The 23,399-nt window shown below is 70.9% G+C and carries 20 protein-coding genes; 12 read left to right on the top strand and 8 right to left on the bottom strand.

From position 1 onward, the window contains the following. Nucleotides 1–17: 17 nt before the first annotated feature. The gene (locus ACFMQL_RS05975) at nt 18–224 is read right to left on the bottom strand and encodes a hypothetical protein (protein ID WP_364058241.1); all 207 of its coding nucleotides are present in this window, start codon (nt 222–224) and stop codon (nt 18–20) included. A gap of 39 nt (nt 225–263) precedes the next feature. Here ACFMQL_RS05975 and ACFMQL_RS05970 point away from each other — a divergent pair, with 39 nt between their 5' ends. Both ACFMQL_RS05970 and ACFMQL_RS05965 read left to right on the top strand, forming a co-directional pair. After that, the gene (locus tag ACFMQL_RS05970) at nt 264–4,811 is read left to right on the top strand and encodes a S8 family serine peptidase (RefSeq protein WP_378784861.1); all 4,548 of its coding nucleotides are present in this window, start codon (nt 264–266) and stop codon (nt 4,809–4,811) included. 2 nt (nt 4,812–4,813) lie between these two features. Next, complete coding sequence (locus ACFMQL_RS05965) at nt 4,814–6,445, top strand: malectin domain-containing carbohydrate-binding protein (protein ID WP_378784859.1); 1,632 nt, start codon at nt 4,814–4,816, stop codon at nt 6,443–6,445. A gap of 138 nt (nt 6,446–6,583) precedes the next feature. On the opposite strand, the gene ACFMQL_RS05960 is transcribed toward ACFMQL_RS05965, so the two are convergent. From ACFMQL_RS05960 to ACFMQL_RS05945, 4 genes are all read right to left on the bottom strand, one after another. Continuing rightward, a complete protein-coding gene (locus tag ACFMQL_RS05960) occupies nt 6,584–6,901 on the bottom strand; it encodes a hypothetical protein (protein ID WP_378784858.1) in 318 nt (105 codons plus the stop codon). Continuing rightward, nucleotides 6,898–7,209, bottom strand: coding sequence for a DUF6891 domain-containing protein (locus ACFMQL_RS05955; protein WP_378790139.1), 312 nt, complete (start codon nt 7,207–7,209; stop codon nt 6,898–6,900). The genes ACFMQL_RS05960 and ACFMQL_RS05955 overlap by 4 nt, the downstream gene beginning before the upstream one ends. A 27-nt stretch (nt 7,210–7,236) precedes the next feature. Then, complete coding sequence (locus ACFMQL_RS05950) at nt 7,237–8,487, bottom strand: hypothetical protein (RefSeq protein WP_364058233.1); 1,251 nt, start codon at nt 8,485–8,487, stop codon at nt 7,237–7,239. A 666-nt stretch (nt 8,488–9,153) separates the two neighbouring features. Beyond that, nucleotides 9,154–9,594 carry an MFS transporter gene (locus ACFMQL_RS05945; RefSeq protein WP_378784857.1) on the bottom strand — a complete coding sequence of 147 codons (441 nt, stop codon included), beginning with the start codon at nt 9,592–9,594 and terminating at the stop codon, nt 9,154–9,156. Between the two features lie 155 nt (nt 9,595–9,749). Between ACFMQL_RS05945 and ACFMQL_RS05940 the strand changes: the two genes are divergently transcribed. Continuing rightward, nucleotides 9,750–10,031 (top strand): metal-sensitive transcriptional regulator, encoded by a 282-nt coding sequence (locus ACFMQL_RS05940; RefSeq protein ID WP_364058227.1) that lies wholly within the window; start codon nt 9,750–9,752, stop codon nt 10,029–10,031. 19 nt (nt 10,032–10,050) lie between these two features. On the opposite strand, the gene ACFMQL_RS05935 is transcribed toward ACFMQL_RS05940, so the two are convergent. Next, complete coding sequence (locus ACFMQL_RS05935; protein WP_364058224.1) at nt 10,051–10,257, bottom strand: hypothetical protein; 207 nt, start codon at nt 10,255–10,257, stop codon at nt 10,051–10,053. Nucleotides 10,258–10,525: 268 nt separating this feature from the next. On the opposite strand from ACFMQL_RS05935, the gene ACFMQL_RS05930 reads away from it, so the two are divergent. The 3 genes from ACFMQL_RS05930 to ACFMQL_RS05920 all read left to right on the top strand — a co-directional run bounded on the left by ACFMQL_RS05930 (nt 10,526) and on the right by ACFMQL_RS05920 (nt 12,950). Continuing rightward, nucleotides 10,526–10,948, top strand: a complete 423-nt coding sequence (locus ACFMQL_RS05930; RefSeq protein WP_364058221.1) for a DUF4396 domain-containing protein — start codon at nt 10,526–10,528, stop codon at nt 10,946–10,948. A 71-nt stretch (nt 10,949–11,019) separates the two neighbouring features. After that, nucleotides 11,020–11,148: a hypothetical protein gene (locus ACFMQL_RS05925; protein WP_364058218.1), complete on the top strand. Its 129-nt coding sequence runs from the start codon at nt 11,020–11,022 to the stop codon at nt 11,146–11,148. 212 nt (nt 11,149–11,360) lie between these two features. Further along, nucleotides 11,361–12,950: an FAD-dependent monooxygenase gene (locus ACFMQL_RS05920; protein WP_364058215.1), complete on the top strand. Its 1,590-nt coding sequence runs from the start codon at nt 11,361–11,363 to the stop codon at nt 12,948–12,950. 12 nt (nt 12,951–12,962) lie between these two features. Here ACFMQL_RS05920 and ACFMQL_RS05915 read toward each other — a convergent pair whose 3' ends face one another. Then, nucleotides 12,963–14,174 (bottom strand): SGNH/GDSL hydrolase family protein, encoded by a 1,212-nt coding sequence (locus ACFMQL_RS05915; RefSeq protein WP_378784854.1) that lies wholly within the window; start codon nt 14,172–14,174, stop codon nt 12,963–12,965. A gap of 350 nt (nt 14,175–14,524) precedes the next feature. Between ACFMQL_RS05915 and ACFMQL_RS05910 the strand changes: the two genes are divergently transcribed. From ACFMQL_RS05910 to ACFMQL_RS05885, 6 genes are all read left to right on the top strand, one after another. Then, on the top strand, nt 14,525–15,310 hold the full coding sequence (locus ACFMQL_RS05910; RefSeq protein ID WP_364058210.1) for a GntR family transcriptional regulator: 786 nt from the start codon (nt 14,525–14,527) through the stop codon (nt 15,308–15,310). Nucleotides 15,311–15,440: 130 nt separating this feature from the next. Continuing rightward, on the top strand, nt 15,441–16,475 hold the full coding sequence (locus tag ACFMQL_RS05905) for an ABC transporter substrate-binding protein (protein WP_364058207.1): 1,035 nt from the start codon (nt 15,441–15,443) through the stop codon (nt 16,473–16,475). Between the two features lie 5 nt (nt 16,476–16,480). After that, the gene (locus tag ACFMQL_RS05900; RefSeq protein WP_378784853.1) at nt 16,481–18,163 is read left to right on the top strand and encodes an ABC transporter permease; all 1,683 of its coding nucleotides are present in this window, start codon (nt 16,481–16,483) and stop codon (nt 18,161–18,163) included. Nucleotides 18,164–18,183: 20 nt separating this feature from the next. Beyond that, nucleotides 18,184–19,299, top strand: coding sequence for an ABC transporter ATP-binding protein (locus tag ACFMQL_RS05895; RefSeq protein ID WP_378784851.1), 1,116 nt, complete (start codon nt 18,184–18,186; stop codon nt 19,297–19,299). A 4-nt stretch (nt 19,300–19,303) separates the two neighbouring features. Further along, complete coding sequence (locus ACFMQL_RS05890) at nt 19,304–20,110, top strand: phosphatase (protein WP_364058198.1); 807 nt, start codon at nt 19,304–19,306, stop codon at nt 20,108–20,110. Nucleotides 20,111–20,137: 27 nt separating this feature from the next. After that, nucleotides 20,138–22,426: a phosphodiester glycosidase family protein gene (locus ACFMQL_RS05885; RefSeq protein ID WP_378784849.1), complete on the top strand. Its 2,289-nt coding sequence runs from the start codon at nt 20,138–20,140 to the stop codon at nt 22,424–22,426. Here the strand turns inward: ACFMQL_RS05885 and ACFMQL_RS05880 are convergent. Further along, nucleotides 22,375–23,358: an NADP-dependent oxidoreductase gene (locus ACFMQL_RS05880; RefSeq protein ID WP_378784848.1), complete on the bottom strand. Its 984-nt coding sequence runs from the start codon at nt 23,356–23,358 to the stop codon at nt 22,375–22,377. The two genes, ACFMQL_RS05885 and ACFMQL_RS05880, sit on opposite strands and share 52 nt — an antisense overlap. Nucleotides 23,359–23,399 lie beyond the last annotated feature (41 nt).

The following is a 23,399-nucleotide window of genomic DNA, read 5'->3' as shown; positions in this document are numbered from 1 at the left end:
TCCCATGATCCATGGCCCTAGGGCAGCGCATGCCTGAGCGACCCACCGCGCGTGACGACTCCCTCATCGAGCGTCAGCGACCGCTGGAGCCGTCGCCCGGAGATGCCGGTGCCCCTGACACCGCTGACACCTTCGACACCCCTCACGCCCTCGACGCCCCGGACAGCCGGGACGACGCCCCGGACAGCCGGGATGACGGCGATGACGGCGATGACGAGAGCCACGACCCCTACCAACCCCTGTAGGCCGGAGGACCCCCGCACGTGAGACTGAAAGCCCTCGTCGCTCCGCTGACCTTAGCGGTCGGCCTGAGCATGATTTCGCCACCACCGGCGTCGGCCGCCGAGCCGGATCCCGGTGCACCCGCCGCCAAGATCGCGTCGGACCTGCAAGGCCGGTTCCGCACGGAGCCGGTCTCCGACTTCTGGATCACGTTCGACACCAATGCCGACCTCGAGCCGGCGAAGAAGATCACCGATTGGACCGCTCGCGGTCAGTTCGTCTACGACGCACTGAAGGCCGCGGCCAAGGCCTCCGTGGAGTCCGTCTCCGCCGAACTCGACGCGGCGGGCGTGAAGTACACCTCCTACCCGCTCGTCAACGCCGTGCTCGTCAAGGGCGGCACACAGGAGCTCGCGCTCGACGTCGCCTCGGTCAGGCAGGTCGCCGAGATCCATGCGGCGCCACAGGTCGCGCTGATCGATCCCGTGGACAAGAAGGCGCCGGACGACCAGGCCCCCCGCCCCAAGGCCACCGCCGAGGACGGCACCGTCACGTGGGGTCTGGACGCCATTCGCGCCCCCAAGGCCTGGGAGATGGGGGCCACCGGTGCCGGCATCACCGTGGCCAACATCGACTCGGGCGTGCAATTCGACCACCCCGCCCTGATGCGGCAATACCGCGGCACGAAGCCCGACGGCACCGTCGACCACAACTACAACTGGATGGCCACCCGGGATACGTGCACCGGAGCGCCGTGCGACGACAACGGACACGGCACGCACACTATGGGCACCATGGTCGGCGACGACGGCACCAACCACATCGGCGTCGCACCGGACGCGCAGTGGATCGCGACGAACGGCTGCTGCGAAGAGACCGGCGCCGAGTCGTTGCTCGAGTCCGGCTGGTGGTTGCTCGCCCCGACCGACGTCAACGGGAACAACCCCGACCCGTCCAAGCGCCCCCACGTCATCAACAACTCGTGGGGCCAAAGGCTCGAGCACGACTTCGAGGACTTCTTCCAGGCCATCGACGAGGCCTGGAGCGCCGCGGGCATTTTCAGCGTCTGGTCGGCGGGCAACTCCTCGCCGGCCGCGGCATGCGACACCATCTCCACGCCCGCCGCCGCCAAGAGCGCCTACTCGGTCGGCGCTTACGCGTCGGACGGCACGCTCGCGGCGTTCTCCCGCAAGGGCGAGGGTGTGGACGGCCAGTTCAAGCCCGAGATCTCCGCTCCGGGCGTCGACGTCACGTCGTCCTACCCGAACAACGGTTACGCCGCGCTGTCCGGCACCTCGATGGCGGCTCCCCACGTCGCCGGCGCCGTCGCCGCCCTGTGGAGCTATGACCCGACCCTCATCGGGCAGGTCGAGGAGACCCGCCGCCTGCTGGCCGAGTCGGCCGTCGACGTCGACGACACCGAGTGCGGCGGCACCGCCGAGTTCAACAACAAGTACGGCGAAGGCCGGCTCGACCTCGTCCGCCTGCTCGAGCTCGCACCCCGGCAGGGCGGCACCCTCACCGGTGTCGTCACCGCCGACGGCAAGGCGGTCTCCGGCGTCGAGGTGACGATCAGCGGCCCGTTCAGCCGGTCCGTCGGGACCGACAAGGACGGCCGGTTCACGGTGAGCCTCCCGGTCGGCGACTACCAGCTCAGCACCAGGATCTTCGGGTACCTGACCGCGACCGCGAGCGCCTCGATCACCCTCGGCCAGGAGACCTCGGTCGAGATCGCCCTCACCGCCGCCGCGCGCCACGACATCACCGGCAAGGTCGTCGACGACAAGAAGCAGCCCGCCCCGAACGCCGAAGTCTCCGTCAAGGACACGCCGCTGGAGGCCGTGCGTACGGACGCCAACGGTGCGTTCACGATCGCCGGTGTGCCGGAGGGTCAGTACGCGCTCGCCGTCACGCCCAACGCCTGCTTCTCGCCGACGTCCGTCCCGTTGACCGTCGGCCCCGAGAACAATTCGCTGGAGATCCCGGTCGGGCTCGTCGTCGACGAGGGCGGCTACAGCTGCTCCGTCTCCGAAGGTGAGTACCTGCGCGGCACCGACAAGGTCACGTTCAGCAGCGGCGTGTGGGCGACGGTGGACCTGCCGTTCCCGATCGCGCTCTACAACGGCAGCCACGACACCATCTCGATCGGCCTGCGCGGTGTGATCTCCCCGACCACCACCACCGGACCCGGCAGCGGCGGCGCGGGCGTCTTCCCGTTCTGGATCCAGACCCCCGTCGAGTTCGCCTCCGACGGAGGAGTCTTCACGGCGGCCACCAAGGTCGACGGCGAGGACGCGTTCGTCATCGAGTACCGCAACGCCAAGATCTGGGCCTACCCGTTCCGGTCCGAGTACACCGAGCCGGTCAACTTCTCGGCCACGCTCACCCGCTCGGGCAAGGTGATCTTCGGGTACGGCGACGGCATCGGCACCGACGACCCGGTGACCGGCGGCGCCAAGGCCACCACCGGCATCCAGGGCTGGGCCGGCGTGGACGGCATCCGGTTCTCCGAGAACGTCCCGGTGCTCCGCGACGGAATGATCATCACCTTCGACCTGCCTGACTGGGGCTACGTCGACGCGACCGTCGTCGACAAGAACGACGGGCTGCCGGTGTCCGGGGCGAAGATCTCGATCACCGACAAGAACGGCCTCGTCGAGAGCGTCACGACCGACGGGACCGGCATCGTCCGCCGCCAGCTCCCGCTCGGCTCCTACACGATGACCGTCGAGGCGCCGAACTACGTGACGGGGTCGTACGACTTCACCCTCGACAAGCTCTACGCGAGGGCGACGATCGACACGCGCCTCAGCACCGGCGCCGCGAACCTGAAGGTGAGCGGTCTCGACGTCGTGATGGGAACCGGCCAGAACGGTGTGGGCACGCTGACGCTGACCAACACCGGCTCGGCCCCGCTCACGTACACGCTGGGCGAGGCCGCGCGCCACCCCGAGCTGGACGCCGACGGCGCCACCACGCGCACCGGGAAGGGCGCGGACAGCAAGATCGACCTCGCCGCGTGGAAGTCCGGCGCGAAGGGCATGAAGCCGTCGAGCATCGACGGCAAGAGCGAGACGTCGAGCACCGCGGAGGCGAAGGCGGCCAAGAAGGTCGGCAAGACCTCCGGCGGCGACGTCATCACCCGCATCCAGCTCCCAGGCAAGATCGAGGAGAAGGAGCCCTCCGGCATCGGGTACGACGGCGACGTCTGGGTCCACGACTACGACGCGCGGACCAACACCGCCTACACGGTGACCGGCAAGCCGACCGGCAAGGTCTTCGACGCCAAGTGGAACCCCGACTACCGGGCGTTCGACATGGCGCTCGACACCAAGACCGGCGACATGTGCCAGATCGAGGACAGCCCGGCCAGCTTCATCCACTGCTTCGACCGGCAGACGGGGAAGGAGACCAGCCAGATCAAGGGTGACTGGTCCACCATCCAGCTCACCGGGCTCGCCTACAACCCCGCCGAGGACGTGTTCTACGTCGGCGGCCGGGCGAACGGCCTGATCGGCACCGTCGCCGGGACGTCGCACGAGAACGCGGGTGAGCTGCTGTCCTTCTGCGCCCCGCCGCTGCGCGAGGTGATGGGCCTGGCCTACAACCAGGCGTCGAACACCATCTGGTACACCGACCGCACCACGGACAGGCCCACCCGCCTGCTACAGGTCCGCCCCGACGACTGCTCGCTCGTCAACGCGTGGTGGTTCCCCGGCCAGAAGGCCGGCCAGGGCGGCGGCCTCGAGACCGACGCGACCGGTGCGCTGTGGGCGGCCGACCAGCTCGCCGACGAGATCCTGCTGATCGACGTCGAGGACGACCTGATCACCGACCTGCCGTGGCTGTCGCTCTCCTCGGCCGGCGGCACCCTCGCCCCGGGCGAGACGGTGGAGGTCAAGGTCTCGATCTCCTCGAAGGACGCCGACCCGGGCACGCTCGGCGCGAACATCATCGTGCGCTCCGACGCGGGACGGCAGTCCAAGACCTACGTCCCGGTGACGCTCACGACCACGAAGTACCAGGTCGGCGTCAACGCCGGCGGCCCCTCGTTCACCGACGCCTCCGGCTTCACCTGGTCCGCCGACCAGGAGGCCCGCGGCAAGAAGTGGGGCTACACCGGGAAGGGCAAGACGATCACCACGCGGGTCCCGATCGCGGGCACCGAGGACGACGCCCTGTTCCAGTCCCAGCGCACCACGCAGGGCACGGGCCTGATCTACACGTTCCCCGACGCACCGAAGGGCACCTACGCCGTCGACCTCGGGTTCGCCGAGATCGAGAAGGTGAAGCCGGGCAAGCGGGTGTTCGACGTCCTCATCGGCGGCAAGCTGACGCGGTACGCCTACGACCCCGTCAAGGGCGTCGGCCCGGACGCCGCCGACTGGCACACCGCCGTGGTGGAGCACGACGGCGGACCGCTCACCGTGGAGCTGCGGGGCAGCAAGGGCCTGCGGGCCCCGAGCATCGCGGCGCTCCGCGTGACGCTCGATCCGCGCGGAGACAAGGAGGAGGAGCCGCAGCCGCAGCCCGAGGAGCCGGATCCGGGCCCCGTGCCCGTGTCCCCGCCGGCCGCTCGTACTCGGTGAAGGTGACCGAAGGGCTCTACCGCCAGGGCGCGCGGGACGCCGGGTGGCACGGCGACGACATGTGCGGCGTGCTGTGGTTCGACTCCAGCTTCCTGTTCCCGTTCTACGACACGGCCTGGGACGGCGTGTGCGTGAATTCGAACGGCGCGCTGGTCTTCGACCGGGCCAGCTCCCTGTGGAACAACACGGAGCTGCCGACGCGGTACGCCTACGACGGGATCTTCCCGTTCTGGGATGACCTGGTGATCGACGACGAGGCGGGCATCTACTTCGGCATGACCGAGGTGGACGGCCTGGCCGCCGAGGTCATCGAGTGGCGCAACGTCACCTTCGGCGACGACAGGACGGCCCGGGTGAGCTTCTCGGTCACCCTGATCGCGGACGGCCGCATCCAGATCGGGTACGGCCCCGGCGTCGGCGGCGAGAACCCGCTCACCCGCGGGTCGTCGGCGACGGTCGGCGTGGAGAGCCTGACGCGCAACCCCGCTCACCAGTACTCCTTCAACGAGCCCAAGCTGACGGCCGGTCTGGGCTTGGAGTACACGCTCCCGGCCGCGGGCACGATCGAGGGCACGGTCACCGACGCGAACGACGGCAAGCCGGTCGCGGGCGCGATCGTCACGCTCACCGGGCCGAGCGGCGAGCGGGTCATCACCGCCGACGCGAAGGGCCGGTGGAAGGCCCAGGCGCTGGTCGGTGAGAACACCGTGCAGATCTGGGCGCCGAACTACGTCACGGCGAGCCGCACCGTGACCATCGCGAACAAGGATCAGGCCGAGGTGTTCGATGCGGCGCTGACCACGGGCGTCGCGAGCGTCAAGACGGGCGAGCTCGACTGGCTCCTCGGCCCGGACCAGAAGGCCACCGCCGACGTGACCGTGACCAACACCGGCTCCGCCCCGCTCGAGGTGCGGATCAGCGAGCAGAAGCGCACGGACGACGGCGGGCACGAGGCCGCCGACCTTCCGTGGCTGACCCTCTCGGGCGCGGCCGCGTCCGGCACGGTCACGCTCGCGGCCGGCGAGTCCACCACGGTCACGGCGACGGTCGACAACGCCGCCGTCGAGCCCGGCGTGCTCGCCGGGGACCTGCTCGTGGCGTCGAACGCCGCCAAGGGCGAAGCCCAGTTCAAGCCGGTCCGCCTGGCGACCTCTGCCTACTGGCAGGGCGTCGACGCGGGCGGGTCAGGGTACGTCGGTGCCGACGGCTTCGTCTGGTCGCCCGACCAGGAACTCGGCTCGCGGTCGTGGGGCCACGCCGGCGGCAAGGCACGCGCCACCAAGGCCGCCATCGGCGGCACGGAGGACGACGACCTGTTCCGCACCCAGCGGACCGGCAAGACGTTCTCCTACGTGTTCAAGAACGCGCCCGCCGGAAAGTACCGGATCGGCCTCGACTTCGCGGAGATCGAGAAGGTCAAGGCGGGCCAGCGTGCCTTCGATGTCCTGGTCGACGGCGAACCCGTGCTCCACGACCACGACGTGCAGGCGAAGGTGGGCGCGCTGACCGCGGACGCCAACACGGTCACCGTCGAGCACGACGGCGGCGATCTGAAGATCGAGTTCACCCGCGAGAACGGCGAGCGCGACCCGATCATCAACGCCCTGAGGGTTCAGGAGGACCCACGCCTCTGAGATAGCCCGACGGCGGCGGTCAGAGCCTCCCCGGAGCGGATCGCCGGGGAGGCTCCGACCACGCCCACCGGCTCTGCGGCCTTCGACCTCGCTCGCCGCGCAGGACAGCTACCGCCTGTCCTGCGCGGCCGTTCGTTTTCAGCCGTCCCAGGGGTGGGTTTCCAGGTTGCCCAGCCGGTCGACGGCTCCGCGGTCTTCGCGGGCCAGGATCGTCACCATGTCGTCCGCCTCGTCCGGGGTGACGTGGCGGCCGTGGGAATGGCGGGCCTTCTCATCAGGGGTTTCCAGCCAGAGCCTGCGGCCGTTCTCCCACCGCATCTGGACGACGCCGCCCGAACGTCCGATGAAGACGGCGAAGTTGCCCGCCCTGGGCGTGAGGTCGAGCAGGAGGCTTCTGGCCTGCGGCAGCGATACCGGTACCGGATCGTCCTCGTGGCGGCGGATCGTCTCGGTCACCTCTTCGCCGATGCCGCCTGGTCGGCGGTGACGGCGGCGTCGTTGAACACCCCGTAGGCCAGGCTGAGGCGGCCGCCGTCCACGGCGTCCCGCATGTCCTGCCGGTGGCAGAAGACGTAGCCGCGATACGCGTGCCGCTCGTCCTCCGGCACTTCACCGCCTAGCTCCGCGATTGCGCAGCTCTGGCAGCAGGTGAAGTCGGTCCTGGCGACGATGCCGTCGAAGTCGTCCGCACCCAGCGCGAGGAGAAGCCGTACGAGTTCTCGCGCATCCGACTTTGCGTCTCGTCGAACATGCTCCCGTAGTATGCCGTTCCACCGCGTTGCGGAAGGCGCTCAGCTCAGGGCGGCGATGGCGGCGCGGCTCCAGAAGCCGCCGTCGGCCGACAGCGTGCCGGCCGCCCACGTCATGCCCGTACGAGCCGTCCCCGCGACCTTGAAGAACTGCGACCTCTTCAGCCCCGGAACCTTCGGCAGGCTTGGCAGCTTGACCGGGGACGCGCCAGGGGAGGCGAGCCGCCAGCTCTCGCGCAGGCGCGGGCTGCCGCTCACGACGAGAGCGCTGCCGGACGGGCCCGCGGCCAGGAGAGGGCAGCAGTAGTCGCGATCGCCGGAGGCGTCCTGCCGGGTCCAGCTCCGGCCGTCCCAGTGCAGCAGGATCGGCGGTGGATCGGCCGGTTCGTTCTCCACCTCGCCGTGGTTGAACGTGTGCGTGCCGCTCGCCCACACGTCGTCACGCCCCAGGACGAGCACGCTTTCCAGCGACGCGGTGCCCTCGGGCGGCTTGGGCGACGGGAACGCGTACGTCGGGGTGCGCACCAGCCGCCAGGAGCCGCCGTCCCAGCGCATGGCCGCGGGCTGGGCCTCCTCGGTCGCGGTGACGCCCTCCCCAGAGGTGCGGAAGCCGACGGCCCACAGCCCGGTGGCGCGCGAGCCGTCCAGGGCCGTGGCGTTCGCGGGCAAGGGCACCTTCGTCCATGAACGCCCGTCCCAGCGCAACGCCTCCTGCTCGCCGGGTCCGAGGACGGCCCAGGCGTCGGCGGGGCCGAGCACCTTGAAGGCGGCGACACCTGGGGATTCGATACGCCCAGGAATCTGATGCCATGCCGAGCCGTCCCAGCGGACCGCCATCAGCGCCCGATGGTGCTTTTCGCCGGGCACCACCTCGGGGAGCAGCAGCCAGACGTCGTCCGGGCCGGACGCGGCGATCCACACCTCCCCGGCGGACGGGACGACGGGCGGGCCCGGCGGCGGCTCGGCCTCGCGCCAGGCGGTGCCGTCGTGGCGGAGGAGCAGCAGCCGGCCGTCCACGGCCCCCGCCGCCCACGCCTCCTGCGGCCCGGCGGTGGTGATGCCGGTGATGCGGGATCCGGGGCGCTCGCTGATGTAGGCGTACCGCCAGCCGTCGGGGGCGGCGGCCGGGGTGACGACAGGGCCCGGCGTCGGCGACCGCCTTTGTCTGGTTGTGCTGGTCGCGGTCTCGGCCGCTGACGCATTGGTGGCCGAGGGGTCGCCCGTCTGCTGTCCCGCCGCGCATCCCGCCACCAGCAGGACCGACGCCATCAGCGCCGACGCTCCGATCCTCACGCCGTACACGCTACTGATCCGGGCGCCCGGGGGAGACGGAAAGAGAGCGGAACAACGCGTGTGCGTTCCCGAGTGCGAATGGCCGGTGAATTCACGGACTTCGGGTGTGGCCGGCGAGCCAGACGCCGGTGATGACGCCGACGACGCGCACCGGCCAGGAACGGCTCACCAGGGAGCCCGCCACGATCCAGACACCGGCGAGGACGTGGCCGCCGAGCCGAACGGCCCAGGCCGTGTTACCACCGCGGCCTCCGGTGTCTCCGAGGCGGAACTGAGCGTCCTCGTCTGTCTGTACGAGTCCGGCGGAAGCGCACGGCAGAACGCCCTCGCAGCAGCTCTCGGCTCGGCCCGGACGGCGCCAAGACGCTCAACGCCCTCGTGGATCGCCTGCTGTCCGGTGAAGGGGGTGGCTGAGGCCGGGCGCGTGCCGTGTCCCGGTTGTTTTGAGCGGAGTCGCGAGGAGGGCCGCTCGGCGATGGCGCCGTTCAGACGCCGTCCGCGTCCGGCGAGTTCTCGAAGCATCGCGCGGGTGGGGCATCGGGGCCGAATGGCGTGGACGCGCCCTGGCCCGCCTGTGGTTCGGGGGCCAGGGGCAGCGTCAGGTACGGGAGGCCGTGACTTCCTCGGTGGGTGCGGTGGTACGGGTCCGCAGCGTGGTGGCGGCGGTCAGGGCGCCCACGAGGGCGATGGCGGCGGCTCCGGCGAAGGCGGCCGAGAACCCGTCGGTGAGTGCGGGCTCAGCAAGGTGAGCGCGGACGGCGCGATCAGCGCGGCCCCCACGCCCTGCACGGCGCGGCCGGTCAGCTCGACCCACACCTCGGGTGCGATCCCGGCCAGGAGCGAGCCCGCGAGCAGAGCGATCCAGCCGGTGGTGAAGAGCCTGCGGGCGCCGAACAGGTCCGACAGGCGGCCGCCCAGCAGCAGGAGGCCGCCGAACGCGACGACGTACGCGTTGAAGACCCAGGACAGGTCTTCCTGCGAGAAGCCGAGGTCCTGCTGGATGCGGGGCAGGGCGACGCCGATGATCGACGTATCCATGATCACGATGAACTGGGCGGTGGCGATCAGGGCGAGTGCGGCCCAGCGCCGGGGTGATGGTGCGGACATGAGAACTCTCTGGTCAGGAAGCGAAATACCCTTAGGGGGTATGTGTGATGGCTAAATACATACCACCCGGGGGTATCTGTCAAGTCCGCGGCTCCGGCTGAAATACGGTAGGGGGGTATGGTGTTGTCGTGAGCGGCTGACTAGGAGGGGTGAGCATGCCCGGATACACCGGTACGAAGCAGGACTACGCGATGCGCCTGCGCCGCATCGAAGGGCAGGTCCGCGGTTTGCAACGCATGGTCGAAGACGACAAGTACTGCATCGACATCCTGACGCAGGTGTCGGCGGCGACCAGCGCGTTGAAGTCGTTCTCCCTGGCGCTGCTCGAAGAGCACCTCGCTCACTGCGTCGCCGAGGCCACGCAGAAAGGCGGTCCCGAGGCGGACGCCAAGGTCAAGGAGGCGTCCGACGCCATCGCCCGGCTCGTTCGCTCCTGATCCGTGAACGCCGTGGTGGCTAAAGCGCCAGGAGGGCGTGGCAGTGGTGGGCCAGGCGCGCGGTCAGGCCCGGTGCCGCCGCCAGTGCGGCGGGGCCCGCGAGCAGCGCCGTGACCGCCACGAGCCCCTTGCCCGTCGCCAGGCCGACCAGCGCGGCCGCGGTGTGGGGGTGGCGGCGGGCCGCCGTGTCGTCGGCCGGCAGCTCGACCAGGCGCGCGATCTCCACAAGTCCTCGGCCGGCTCTGATGTGAGCGCCGCCCTGCCCGGCCCACCGGTGCGGCCACTATACCCACAGGGGGTATAGTGGCCGCCGGCTGCCCGGGTTCGTTCGTCTCTGTTGCGGTAGAAGGGACGTGTCGGAAATGACGCATCACGATGGGCATGAGATGCACGAGCACGGCTCTCACACGTCCGCTACGGACCCGCAGAGTAGTCACGGACGGCATCAGCCCGAGGGACACGGTCACCACGGGCCGACGAAGGCGACGTGGGGAGTGGCCGCTTCGGCGACCTTGCACTGTCTCACGGGTTGTGCGATCGGCGAGGTGCTCGGCATGGTCATCGCCACCGCCCTGGGCTGGCACAACCTGCCCAGCATCCTGCTGGCCGTCGTGCTGGCGTTCATCTTCGGGTACGCGCTCACGCTGCGCGGCCTGTTCCGTGCCGGCGTGACGTGGCGCAAGGCGCTGCGCCTGGCCCTGGCCGCCGACACCCTGTCGATCCTCGTCATGGAGATCGTCGACAACGGCGTCATGCTGGTCATACCCGGCGCGATGGACGCGACCCTGGCCTCGGGGCTGTTCTGGGGCGCGCTGGTGGTCTCGCTGCTGATCGCCTTCCTCGTCACCACGCCGATCAACAAGTGGATCATCGGACGGGGCAGGGGGCACGCGGTGATCCACGCCTACCACCACTGACGGCGCGATCGACGCGCGACACGCTCGCCGCGGTCGAGGACGCCCGCCTGCCCGAGGTGGCCCGGCAGTGGATGGAGCGGGATCCGACCGGCCTCGGCGATCTCGACGACGCGATCCACATGCTCGGTGAGTTCGTCGCGCTGGCCCGCCGGGCCAAGGAGAGCGATGAGCTGCTCTACTGCTGGAGCATCGCCGGCTGATCCCGCGCCCGTCAGGGGCCTCGCGCACGAACCTCGGCACGCTCACCCCCATGGTGGGCCACTCGTCCCCGGGCCGCCGGGTGCGCGATGGCCGAACCCGTCGTGCCTGTTCACACGCTCGATGGTGCACCGTCGAATTGACGAGTGGGCATGTGCCCACTAAGAATGGGCGAGCGGTCACAAGGGTCGTCCCGAGGAAGGAGTGCGTATCCATGGAGACTCCGGACGTGACGGACGTCCTCATCGTCGGCGCGGGGCCGGTGGGCCTGACCCTGGCGTGCGACCTCGCCCGGCGCGGCGTCGCCGTGCGGATCATCGATCGTGTCACCACGCACCCCGTGGGGACGCGGGCCCGTGGCGTCCGCGCCCGCACGCAGGAGGTGTTCGAGGACCTGGGGGTGCTGGGCCGCCTGGTGGAACGCGCCGAGCCGGCTCTTCCCACGCGCTTCTACGACGCGCAGGGCCAGGTGGTGCGCGAGGCGGTGATGTACGACGCGCCGCCCCTGCCCGGCGCGCCCTACCCGGGCAGCCTCATGGTGGGACAGCAGTTCACCGAGGAGGCCCTGCGCGAGCGGCTGGCCTCGCTCGGCGTCCGGGTGGAGCTCGGGTGCGAGCTTGTCGACCTCACCCAGGACGGCGACCAGGTCACGGCATGCCTCAGAGTGGACGGCCGGCACCGCGACGTCCGGGCGCGTTACCTCGTCGGATGCGACGGCGGCGGCAGCACCGTGCGCAAGCGGGCCGGGATCGCTTTCCTCGGCGAAACGTGGGAGCAGCAGCGCATGCTGTACGGCAACCTCAGCGTGGACGGGCTGGACGCCTCGGCCGCGCACATGTGGGCCACCGGTCCTGGCGCGATGGTGACGCTGGCCCCCATGCCGAAGAGCGGCACCTGGTTCTTCACCGCGCCGCTGCCCCAGGGGGCGGAGCAGGAGCCGTCCTCGATCTCGGTCGAGACCTTCGCCGAGATCTTCCGGCAGCGGGTCGGGCTGCCCGGGGTGCGCTTCCGCGATCCGGTCTACCTGTCGGTGTACCGGGTCAACATCCGCATGGTGGACCGGTACCGCAACGGCCGCGTCCTCCTGGCCGGGGACGCCGCGCACGTGCACGCCCCGGCCGGCGGCCAGGGCATGAACACGGGCGTCCAGGACGCCTACAACCTCGGCTGGAAGCTCGCGTACGTCCTGCGCGGAGCCCCCGAGGCGCTGCTCGACACCTACGAGGAGGAGCGCCTGCCGGTCGCCCGGCACGTGCTGGCCTCGACCACCGCGCGGGGGAGGTACTGGACCGGCTCCGACTCGGCGCGCGTGTCGGAGCGCATCGTCGGCGCGTTTCAGGGCAAGGACCCGTTCGCCGACGTCAGCCAGCTCGGCATCACCTACCGGGGCGGCAGCCTGGCCCGCGACCTGGACGAGGCGCTCGGCATCCGCGCGGGCGACCGCGCCCCGGACGCCCGCTGCACCGCCCCGGCGAGCGGGGCGCAGGTGCGGCTGTTCGACCTGTTCCGCGGCCCGCACTTCACGCTGCTCGTCTTCGGAAGCGGGCCCGCGCCTCGGGCGGGCGAGGACGTGCACGTCCACCGCATCGTCAAGCCGGGGCTTGCGTACGAGGGCGGCGAGAGCGTGCTCATCGACGCGGAGGGGGATGCGCACGCTCTCTACGGGGTGGACGGCGACGGCCTTGTGCTGGTCCGCCCTGACGGGTACGTCGCACTCACGGGAGCCCGCTGGGACGACGACACCGTGTCCGGCTACCTCGAACACGCCCTCGGCGGCCGGGCGTACGAGCGGCTGCCGTTCTGACGGAGGGCGGGGTCAGTGGTGGCGGCGGGCGAGGATGGGGTGGAGGACCCTCTCGTACGCGTTCGCGTACGTCATCATCCCCAGGTCGCTCGGATGCGACCCATCGACCAGCTCCTCCGCCTCCGGCAGTTCGTCGGCCGACAAGTACGACAGGCCCGTCACACCGGCGTCGCGCAGGTTCCGGTACGCGGCCTGGAGGGCGGCGGCGTTCTGGGCGTTGCGGTCGCGACGGAACTTGACGAACCGCCCGTCGCCGTAGCGGCGGTCCTCGACGAGGACGATGGGGGTGTCCGGGCGGGCCTCGCGCAGGATGCGCACGAAGGGTTCGGCGCGTTCGGAGATCTGCTGCGGGTTCATGTTGGGAGAGCTGTCGACGACGTACACCGACGCCTCGATCTCGGTGAGCAGCTCGGCGATCTCCGGCTCCATGCGGGCGTTGCCGGAGAAGCCGAGGTTGATGGCGGGGATGTCGAAGCGGCGGCCCAGGAGCGCGGTGATGGACATGCCGGGGCGGGAGGCGACGCCGCCCTGCATGATCGAGCTGCCGTAGAAGACGGCGGGCGGGTCGGTACGCGGGGCGACGCCGACGAACTTCGAGCCGGCCTCGACGCCGATCTGGAGGGTCTGCGGGGCGTTGTACAGCGGGAGGTAGGCGGTGTAGAGGCGCTCGCCGGGATCGACCGCGAGGCCCATCTGCTCGTCGACGTCCTGACCCGCCGGGTGCGTGTTGGCCAGCCAGGCGTCGTAGCCGTCCTCGGCGCGCGCGTACAGATCGACGCCGCTGTGGCCGATGGCGGGCATGTGGTACATCGCGGTAGTGGCCGAGATGAGCCGGTAGCGGGCGCGGAAGGTGGTGGAGTCGGACACGAAGCGGGTCAGGATCCCGGCGGAGGTACGGCTGCGCGCCCACACCTCGGGGGTCACGACGCCTTCCGCCTTGGCCGGCAGCCGGTCGAAGTACGCCTTGGTGTCGGACCAGCCCTTGCCTTCGACGCCCCAATGGGACACGTCGTACCAGGCGATGTCGCCTTCGACGGAGACGGGTTGCACCTCGACGAACCCTTCGGGCCAGGCTGGGCGGCGGCGCGGCCTGTTGTGTGCGGCTTCCGCGGGGGCCGCTTCCGCGTGGGCGGGAGCGGATAACAGGCCGGACGTGGCGAGTGCGGCTCCGCCCGCGCCCGCAAGCCCGAACAGGTGGCGGCGATTGACCATGGGGTTTCCCACTGCTGCTCCCTTGTCGATCGGAGTGTCTCAGGGCTCAGGCTTGACGGGAAGGGCGCGGTCCCAAGGCAGGGTGGTCATGCGTCGGCCCTGATGCGACGATGATCGGACCCGGCCTGACGGTCGCGGCCCGTCGGAGGGACGGAGGAGCGGCGGGGCGACGGCGCTCCGCCATTGGTTCACCTGGAGGGTCAGGATTCTTCGGTGACTGTAAGAGTTGGTATACAAGTCGTCAATACCAATTCGTGGCCGGGGCGTAAACTGCAGGAGAACGGTCGGGGTCGCCGGCGACGGGCCTGAGGGGCCGGTGAGACCGTCTGGAGGGGGCCGGTGAAAGGGCTGGAGGGGTGGACGTGAGCGACGCGGACGCTCGGCGCGGGCGCAAGCACAACATGGTCCGTGAGCGGATCATGAGCCTGCTCGAAGACCTCAACGTGGGCGATCCGATCCCTCCCGAGCGGGTGCTCGAAGAGGACTGCGGGGTCTCCAGGCTCACGGTGCGCCGCGCCGTCGACGACCTGGTCAGGGACGGCCATCTCATCCGCAGGCAGGGCAGCGGCACCTACGTCGCGCGGCCCACGATCACCCAGTCGCCCACGGCCTCGTCGTTCTCCATGGGCCTGCGCCGGCGCGGCATCACGCCCTCGACGCGCGTCCTCGGCGTGGAGCGGTCCGACGCGGGCGTCCGCCTGAGCTGGCGGCTGCAGATCGCGCCGTCCGACGCGATCGTGACGATCAAGCGGCTGCGGCTGGCCGACGGCGACCCGATCGCGCTCGCCACCACCACGCTGCCGGACGCCCTGGTGCCCGACCTGCCCGCCCAGGAGCTGGAGGAGAAGTCCCTCTACCGGCTGCTCGCCGACAAGTACGGGCTCAAGGTGGCATCGGGCACCCAGAACATCGAGCCGACGGTGCTCAGCCCCGAGGAGTCCGAGGTGCTCGAAGCACCGCCGTATTCGCCCGCGTTCCTGTTCAGGACCGTGACCCGCACGTCGGACGGCGTTCCCATCGAGTTCACCAGGACGTTGTTCAGAGGCGACCGCTACATGATCACATCGGAGCTGGACCTGACGGCGAACCCGGAGGAGGATCTCGGCCACCCCCGCGGGGTGACGCAGGCGGCGACGTCCTTGGGATGACGACTTGCCGACTGCCGGAGGACAATTGGTGTACAAGAGGTATTGACATCACCCATATTGGATAACACCATTTCGTGCATCGTGACCTTGCGCCCCCGCTGGGGGCGCCTCGATCCGAAGGCGGTCACTCATGCGCACGACCCTGTTACGCGTCGCCGCGGGCGCGCTCTCCCTAGCACTTCTCATGGCCGGGTCGGCGGCCTGCGGATCCGGCGGCGACGACGCCGCGTCCGCGTCCGGCGGCTCGGTGACGTGGTACACGCCGATGCCCGAGGAACCCGCTCGGCGGCTCGCCGAGGCGTACGAGGCCGAATCAGGGGTCGAGGTCAAGGTGCTGCGGCAGAGCGCCGGCGAGCTCCTGGCGCGGCTGAAGGCCGAGGCGGGCCGCCCGCAGGCCGACGTGATCGGCCTGGCCAGCGGGGACGCGGGCCCGCTCGCCAAGGAGAAGCTGATCCGCTCCTACAAGCCCGGCGCCGAGGGCATCGACAAGCGGTTCATCGACCCCGAGGGCTACTGGCACGCCAACGAGCTGATCCTCATGACCGTCGGCGTCAACGCCGACCGGTGGAAGGAGGAGACCGGCGGCGCCCCGCTGCCCAAGACGTGGGACGAGCTGCTGCGCCCCGACCTGAAGGGCCAGCTCGTCATGCCGAACCCGACGCTGTCCGGCACCGGCTACACGTTCGTGGCCACGCAGTTCTTCCGCACCGGCGACGACGCGGCGGCCTGGAAGTTCCTCGACGAGTTCCACAAGCTGGTCGGCCAGTACACCGACAGCGGGGGAGCGCCGTCCCAGCTCGTCGCCACCGGCGAGTACGCGGCCGGCGTGTCCTTCGCCCACGACCTGCTCAACGTGCGCGGCGCGGGCTTCCCCATCGAGGTCGTCTACCCCAAACCCACCGGCGTCGTCATCTCCGGCAACGCGCTCGTCCAGGGCTCGCCGAACCCCCAGGGCGGCGAGAAGTTCGTCCAGTGGCTGCAGGGCAAGAAGGCGTCGCAGATGATCGTCGATCTGGTCCACTCCTATCCCGTACGCGGCGACGTCAAGCTCCCCGAGGGCGCGCAGAGCCTGGCCGAGCTCGACCTCGTGGACTACGACCCGGTGCGCGCCGGTGAGATGCGCGATGCGGTGTCGAAGGAGTTCGCCAAGCGGTACGGGGTCTGACGGCCGTGTCTTCGACGACCCTCACGAGCGATCCGCGCCCAGGGCGGGCGGCCCGGCCGGACTGGCAGGCGCGCAGCCGCAGGCGCCGGCTGGCCGACCGGGTCACGGTCGGCACGCTCGCGCTCTACGTCGGCGGTCTGCTCGTCCTCCTCGTCCTGGTGCCGACGGTGGCCATGCTGTTCGAGCCCGGCGGTGAGGCGTGGAGCAGGCTCGCCGAGCCGCGCGTCGCGGAGGCGGCCGAGAACACCGTCGTCATCGGCGTGGCCTCGACGCTGAGCGCCACCGTGGTCGGCTTCCTGTTCGCCTACGCGCTCAGCCGCCCCGACATCAGGGGCCGGGGCGTGCTGCGCGTGATGGCGCTGCTGCCGCTCATCTCGCCGCCGTTCGTCGTCGGCCTCGCGGTGCTGCTGCTGTTCGGGCGGCGGGGCCTGATCACGCACGAGCTGCTGGGGCTGGACGTCAGCCTCCTGGGGCTCGGCGGCCTCTGGCTCGTCCAGACGCTCGCCTTCTTCCCCATGGCCACGCTGACGCTGCTGCCGACGCTGAAGAACATCGGCTCCACCCTGGAGTGGGCGAGCAGGGACCTCGGCTGGACGTGGTTTCAGACCTTCCGCAGGGTCACGCTGCCCCTCGCCTTCCCCACGATCCTGAACGCGCTGCTGCTCGTCTGCATGTTCGTCATCACCGACTTCGGCAACCCCGTCCTCATCGGCGCCGGGTACCAGGTGCTGTCGGTCGAGGCGTACGTGCAGGCCGTGGGCAGGCAGGACTTCGGGATGGCGGCGGTGCTGTGCGTGCTGCTGTTCGTACCGACGCTGGTGCTCTTCCTCATCCAGCGGCGGGTCCTGGCGCGCCGCTCCGCGGTGACCGTCTCGGGCAAGACCGGCAGCCTGCCGCCCGCGCCGCTGCCCACGGCGGTGCGGCGGGCCCTGGTCGCCGTGCTCGGCCTGGTGAGCTTCCTGATGATCCTCATCTACGGCAGCATCCTGTCCGGCTCGTTCACCCGGGCGTGGGGCGCGAACTGGAGCCTGACGCTGGACCACTGGCAGACGGCGCTGCTGCGCGGTGACGACATCCGCAACTCCGCGCTGTTCTCCGCCACGGCGGCGATCATCACCACGATCAGCACGCTGGTCGCCGCGTACGTCGTGCACCGCACGAAGGTGTTCGGCCGCGGCGTGATGGACGGGCTCGCGGTGCTGCCGTCGGCGATCCCCGGGACGATGATCGGCATCTCGTGGCTGCTCACGTTCAACGAGCCGCCGCTGGCGCTGACCGGCACCGCGCTGATCCTGGTGCTGGTCATGGTGGTACGGGCCATCCCGGTCGGCTACCGGACCGCGGTGACCACGATCAACCAGATCAGCCCGTCGATCGACGAGGCCGCGACCGACCTCGGCGCCTCGCGCGCCCGGGTCATCGTCCAGATCATGTTCCCCCTGCTGGGCGGCGCGTTCACCACGTCGCTCGTGTTCGGGTTCCTGCACGCGATCAACACGCTGAGCGCCGTGATCTTCCTGACGTCGCCGGGGATCGGCCTGGGCGCGCCCACCATCGTCAACCTCGCCGAGTTCGGCCAGTGGGGCGCCGCGACCGGCGTCGCGGCCGGGCTGATGGTGGTCAGCTTCGCCGGGCTCGCCGTCGCGAAGCTCGCCCTCGGCTCCCGCCTGCGGCTCTACGACCTGTGACCCCTGCTGAGGGAGATTTCATGATCGAATTGAAGTCGTTGTGCAAGTCGTTCGACGGGGTGCCGGCCGTCCGTGACCTCGACCTCGTCGTCGGCCGCGGCGAGTTCCTCTGCCTCCTCGGCTCCAGCGGATGCGGCAAGAGCACCACGTTGCGGATGATCGCCGGGTTCATCCGGCCCGACAGCGGGAGCGTGCTCATCGACGGCGTGGACGTCTCCGGCTTCGGCCCCGACGCCCGGCCGACGTCCATGGTGTTCCAGGACTACGCGATCTTCCCGCACCTGACGGTGGCGGAGAACATCGAGTTCGGGCTGAAGGCGCAGAAGCTCGGCAGGGAGGAGCGGGCCCGGCGTACGGAGGAGGCGCTGGACATGGTGGGGCTCGCCGGACTGGGCGGACGGCGGCCGAACGAGCTGTCCGGCGGGCAGCAGCAGCGCGTGGCCGTCGCCAGGTCGCTGGCCATCCGCCCGTCGGTGCTGCTCATGGACGAGCCGCTGTCGAACCTCGACGCCAAGACCCGCATCCAGCTGCGTACGCAGCTGCGCGAGATCCAGCGCGGCACCGGGACGACGATCGTCTACGTCACCCACGACCAGGAGGAGGCGCTGGCGCTCGGCGACCGGATCGCGGTCATGCGGGACGGCTCGCTGGAACAGCTCGGCAGCGGCCACGAGATCTACCTGACCCCGGCCAACGGCTACGTCGCCGACTTCGTCGGCATGACGAACTGGCTGGCGGGTGAGGTCGCCGGCACCTCGCCCGGCTCGTGGGACGTCGAGATCGCCGGGGCCGTGCTCCCGGTGACGCCCGCGGGCGCATCCGCGTCCGTCCCGCGCGGCGCGCCCGTCGATGTGTCGGTACGCCCCGAGGACGTGACGCTCGCCGGCGACGGGGACGGCTCCGCCCCCGCGCTGCGCGGCGTGGTCCGCGACGTGCAGTTCCTCGGCCCGGTCGTGCGCACCTACGTGGACGTCGGCGGCTCGATCGTGATCGTGCACTCGGCCCAGAGCGGCCGGTCCCCGGGAGAGGCCGTACGGCTGGTGGTCGGCAGGGCGCGGGCGTTCCCCAGGGCCGAGGGCGCCTGGCGGCCACCGTCGGCCAGGGCCGAGAGCGCCGTCGCGGTCGCGGCGGGCTGACGGCATGCGCACCCACCACCACGAGGCCGTGCTGCGCGAGCTGCTCGTCGAGCGGAGCCTGTCCGGCGGCATCAGGACCCTGCGCAGGCAGTCGCTGGCGTACGCGCGCAAGATGCTCGCCGGCGACCCGGATAACACCTTCGGGCTGCCGGACTGGCGGACCGCGACGCTGGAGGAGGTCGTCGCCGCCGTCGAGGACGGCATCGGCGACCGCATCACCGACGGCGACCCCGAGGAGGGCTACATCGCGCCGGAGCACACGCTGGCCGGCATCCTGGCCCACGCCGACGCGCTCGCCCCCTTCCTGCGCGAGGGCGGCGGCACGGTGCTGCTGGCGACCGGGCACCCGACCGGGCTGCTCGACCACTACGCCGAGCTGGCGCGCGCCCTGCGCAACACCGGCAACCGGGTCGTCCGCGTCCTGGACGACCACCGTCTCGACATCTCCGTCGGCGAGTACTCCGCCGGCCGTACGGGGATCCGCTTCTTCGGCGGAGTCGCATGCGCCTTCCACGACGAGGCCATCATGCACACCCACCGCCCCGACTACATGGACGCCATGCTCGCCGCGGCGGCCGGCGACGGCGTCCTGATCGATCTCGTCATCGCCGACCACGGCATGGCGGGCGCGGCGATCGCCGCCGGCCTGCCCACGCTCTCGATCGCCGACGCCAACGACATCGCCCTGTTCCTCGCGCGGTCCCGGGGACGGCACGAGGCCGTACTGCCCATCGAGGACAACTTCACGCCCGCCGAGTTCGCCCCGGTGACCGAGTTCATGCTCCGGCGGGCGGCCGGCATCGCCGTCTGAGAAGAATCGCTGTCTAAGGAGATGAGAATGTCTCGTCCCGGTTCGATGCGATGGAAAGTCCCCTCCGCCCTGTTATCGGCGGCTCTGGCCCTCACCCTCACAGGACCGGTCCCCGCGTGGGCCGAGCCGCCCGCCGTCACGGCTGCTGCCGACGCCGCGCAGCTCGCCGGTCGCACCGAGACGTACCGCGAGACCCGGCCCGTCGCACCCGGCGTCGAGCTGAGCACGGTCGAGCTGTACGGCCCCGACGCCGCCGACGGCCAGGAGGGCTGGCTGCAGACGTACCAGCTGTCGGTCGATCTCACCTCAGGCGTGCGGATCGACCGCATCTTCCCCGGCAAGGTCGCGCAGCGGCGCCCGCTGACCGAGATGGCCAAGGAGGCCGGCGCGGTCGCCGCCGTGAACGCCGACTACTTCGACATCAACGGCTCCGGCGCACCATGGGGCGTGGCCGTCCAGGACGGCGAGGTGCTGCAGTCGCCGCTGCCCAACAGTAAGGCGACGCAGACGAAGAAGACCGCGGTGATGTTCTCCGAGGACCAGCTCGGCGCCATCGGCGAGATCGTCTTCGAGGGCACGGTCAACCTGCCGGGAGGCAAGACCGTACCGCTGAACGCGCTGAACAAGGCGGAGCTGCTGAAGGACCAGGTCGGCATGTTCACCCCGGTCTGGGGCACCTACTGCCGCTGCCGCCCGGTGAGCAACGTCAGCCAGACCATCGAGGTGGTGGTGCGCGACGGCGTCGTGACCGAGAAGGTCACCGTCCCCCGCGAGGGCGCGATCCCCGAGGGCACGTTCGTGCTGGTGGGCAGGGAGGCCGGGGCGACCGCGCTGTCCTCGCTGCGGGTCGGCGACCCGGTCTCCGTCGACTACCGGGTACGCGCCCCCGGCGACATGAAGGTCAGGGCGGCCATGAGCGGCCGCCAGCTCCTCGTCGAGAACGGTCAGCCGCTCCAGCTCTCGGCCGAGAACAACACCCCCGAGCCGCGCACCGCCGTCGGCTTCAACGCCGACGGCACCAAGATGTGGGTGGTCGCGGTGGACGGCCGCCAGCCCGAGTACTCCCGCGGCATCGGACTGAACGAGCTGGCGCAGATGATGGTCGATCTGGGCGCGCACACCGCGCTGAACCTGGACGGCGGAGGCTCGACGACGTTCGTCGCCCGCGAGCCGGGCGAGCAGGACGCCGAGCTGGTCAACCGGCCGTCCGACGCGGCGGGCGTCCGGCCGGTGCCCACCGGCCTCGGCATCTTCTACCCCGGCGGCAGCGGCAGGGTCACCGGCTTCCGGGTGAGCACGGAGACCGAGCGCAAGCGGTTCCCCGGCCCTGACGCGGGCGCGTCGTGGCGTACCGAGCGGGTCTTTCCCGGGCTGACCCGCAGGCTGAAGGCGGACGCGTACGACGAGACGTACGGTCCCGCCGTGATGCCCCGCAAGGCCGGGCCGCTGTGGGAGGTCGCGGACGGGCAGATCGGCCGGGTGGACGACGAGGGCGTGTTCCGCGCGGTCGCCCCGGGCCGTACGACCGTCACCGCCAGGCTGGGCGACGCCACCGGGAACATCGAGATGACCGTGCTGGGCGAGCTGGCCCGCCTGGAGACCGGACCGCGCAGGCTCAACCTCCCGCAGAAGGGCGCGAAGGGGACGTTCGACGTCAACGGCGTGGACGCCGCCGGATACGCCGCCCCCATCGACCCCGCCGACGTCACCCTCTCCTACGACACCAGCGCCCTGACCGTCACCCCGGACGCGACCGGCTCGTTCACCGTCACCGCCCGCGCGAGCTCGGGCGAGCACGTCGTCACGATGACCGCAGGCGGCGTGCGGACCGCCCTGGTCGTCGGCATCGGGACGGCGCAGGAGGTCGTGGACTCCTTCGACGACACCTCCAACTGGCGGGTGTGGACCATGCGCGCCACCGGCACCGTCTCCTCCACCCCGAGCGGGCGCGCCGCCAACGGCCTGCGGCTGGACTACGACTTCACGCAGAGCACCGAGACGCGCGGCATCGGCATCTGGCCGATCGTCAACCGCTTCCCGGTGGCGGGCAAGCCGACGGCGTTCAAGCTCTGGGTGAAGTCGGAAGGCTACAACCAGCGGACGCGCCTGGAGGTCTTCGACAAGAACGGCATCCTGCACACGATCGAGCCCGCGTTCATCACCGAGCCGGGCTGGCAGCAGATCACGTACAAGGTGCCGTCCGGCATCGCCTACCCGATCACCCTGCGCCGTGTCTACTTCAACGAGATCAGGCCGCACATGCGCTACACCGGCACCCTGATCCTGGACGAGCTGACCGCCGTGGTCGCCAACTGACCCGGTCGCGGCCGCTCACGGGCGCACGCTGATGATGGTCTTCCCCCTGACCCGCTCGGCCGGGTCGAGGGCGGAGGGGCGTCGTCCAGCGTCGCGACGGTCCCGATGAGCGGCCGCAGCCGCCCGTCCCGCACCCGCTGGGCGATCCCGCCGAGCCGGACGGGGTCGGGCACGACGACGAAGTCGATCGCCAGGCCGCCGGAGGGTCGCACCTCTGGCGGCCCCGTGACGGACACCAGCGTTCCTCCTGGCCTGACCAGGGCCGCGGAGCGCCGCTGGATCTCCCTGCCGATCACGTCCAGCACCAGATCCACCTGGCCGACGTCCTCCAGGGCGTCGTTGCCGAGGTCAACGAACTCCCGCGCGCCGAAGCCGAGCACCGCCTGCCGGTCGGCGGCGCGCCCGGTGCCGATGACGTACGCGCCGGCCTCGCCGGCGAGCTGGGCCGCCATGGAGCCGACACCGCCGGCCGCGCCGTGGACGAGCACGCTCTGCCCCGCCTGGAGGCGGCCGTGGTCGAACAGCGCCTGCCAGGCGGTCAGGCCCGAGACGGGCAGGCTCGCGCCCACCGTGAAGTCGATGTCGCCCGGCAGCGGGGCGAGATCGCGCGCCTCGACGGCCACGTACTCGGCGAGGGTGCCGTCGCGGTACCAGTCGGTGATGCCGAACACCCGCTGCCCCACCGACAGTCCCGTCGTGCCGTAGCCGAGCGCGCCGATCACGCCGGCCACCTCGTGGCCGGGGATCGCCGGCGTACGGTCGCGGCCGAGGCGATCGGCCCACGTCGACGGCCACTCCAGCTCCGTGGGAGTGAAGCCTGAGGCGTGCACCTCCACCAGCACGTCGCCGATGGCAGGCTCGGGCCGCGGCCGCTCCGCCAGGGTCATCCCGGCCCTTCCCGCGGCCTCGTCGGTCACCACGATCGCCTTCATCAGGCCACCTCCCCGTTCCCTCGTGGGGCCTCTACCCAGGC

This window comes from Nonomuraea fastidiosa, assembly GCF_042751225.1.
GTDB lineage: Bacteria > Actinomycetota > Actinomycetes > Streptosporangiales > Streptosporangiaceae > Nonomuraea > Nonomuraea fastidiosa.
This window is presented reverse-complemented; position numbering and strand designations above follow the sequence as displayed.

Excerpts from the sequence above, each read along its gene's own strand:
- ACFMQL_RS05945 (WP_378784857.1), bottom strand. The coding sequence starts at position 9,594 with ATGTCCGCACCATCACCCCGGCGCTGGGCCGCACTCGCCCTGATCGCC.
- ACFMQL_RS05940 (WP_364058227.1), top strand. The coding sequence starts at position 9,750 with ATGCCCGGATACACCGGTACGAAGCAGGACTACGCGATGCGCCTGCGC.
- ACFMQL_RS05925 (WP_364058218.1), top strand. The coding sequence starts at position 11,020 with ATGGAGCGGGATCCGACCGGCCTCGGCGATCTCGACGACGCGATCCAC.
- ACFMQL_RS05920 (WP_364058215.1), top strand. The coding sequence starts at position 11,361 with ATGGAGACTCCGGACGTGACGGACGTCCTCATCGTCGGCGCGGGGCCG.
- ACFMQL_RS05905 (WP_364058207.1), top strand. The coding sequence starts at position 15,441 with ATGCGCACGACCCTGTTACGCGTCGCCGCGGGCGCGCTCTCCCTAGCA.
- ACFMQL_RS05895 (WP_378784851.1), top strand. The coding sequence starts at position 18,184 with ATGATCGAATTGAAGTCGTTGTGCAAGTCGTTCGACGGGGTGCCGGCC.
- ACFMQL_RS05890 (WP_364058198.1), top strand. The coding sequence starts at position 19,304 with ATGCGCACCCACCACCACGAGGCCGTGCTGCGCGAGCTGCTCGTCGAG.
- ACFMQL_RS05885 (WP_378784849.1), top strand. The coding sequence starts at position 20,138 with ATGTCTCGTCCCGGTTCGATGCGATGGAAAGTCCCCTCCGCCCTGTTA.
- ACFMQL_RS05880 (WP_378784848.1), bottom strand. The coding sequence starts at position 23,358 with ATGAAGGCGATCGTGGTGACCGACGAGGCCGCGGGAAGGGCCGGGATG.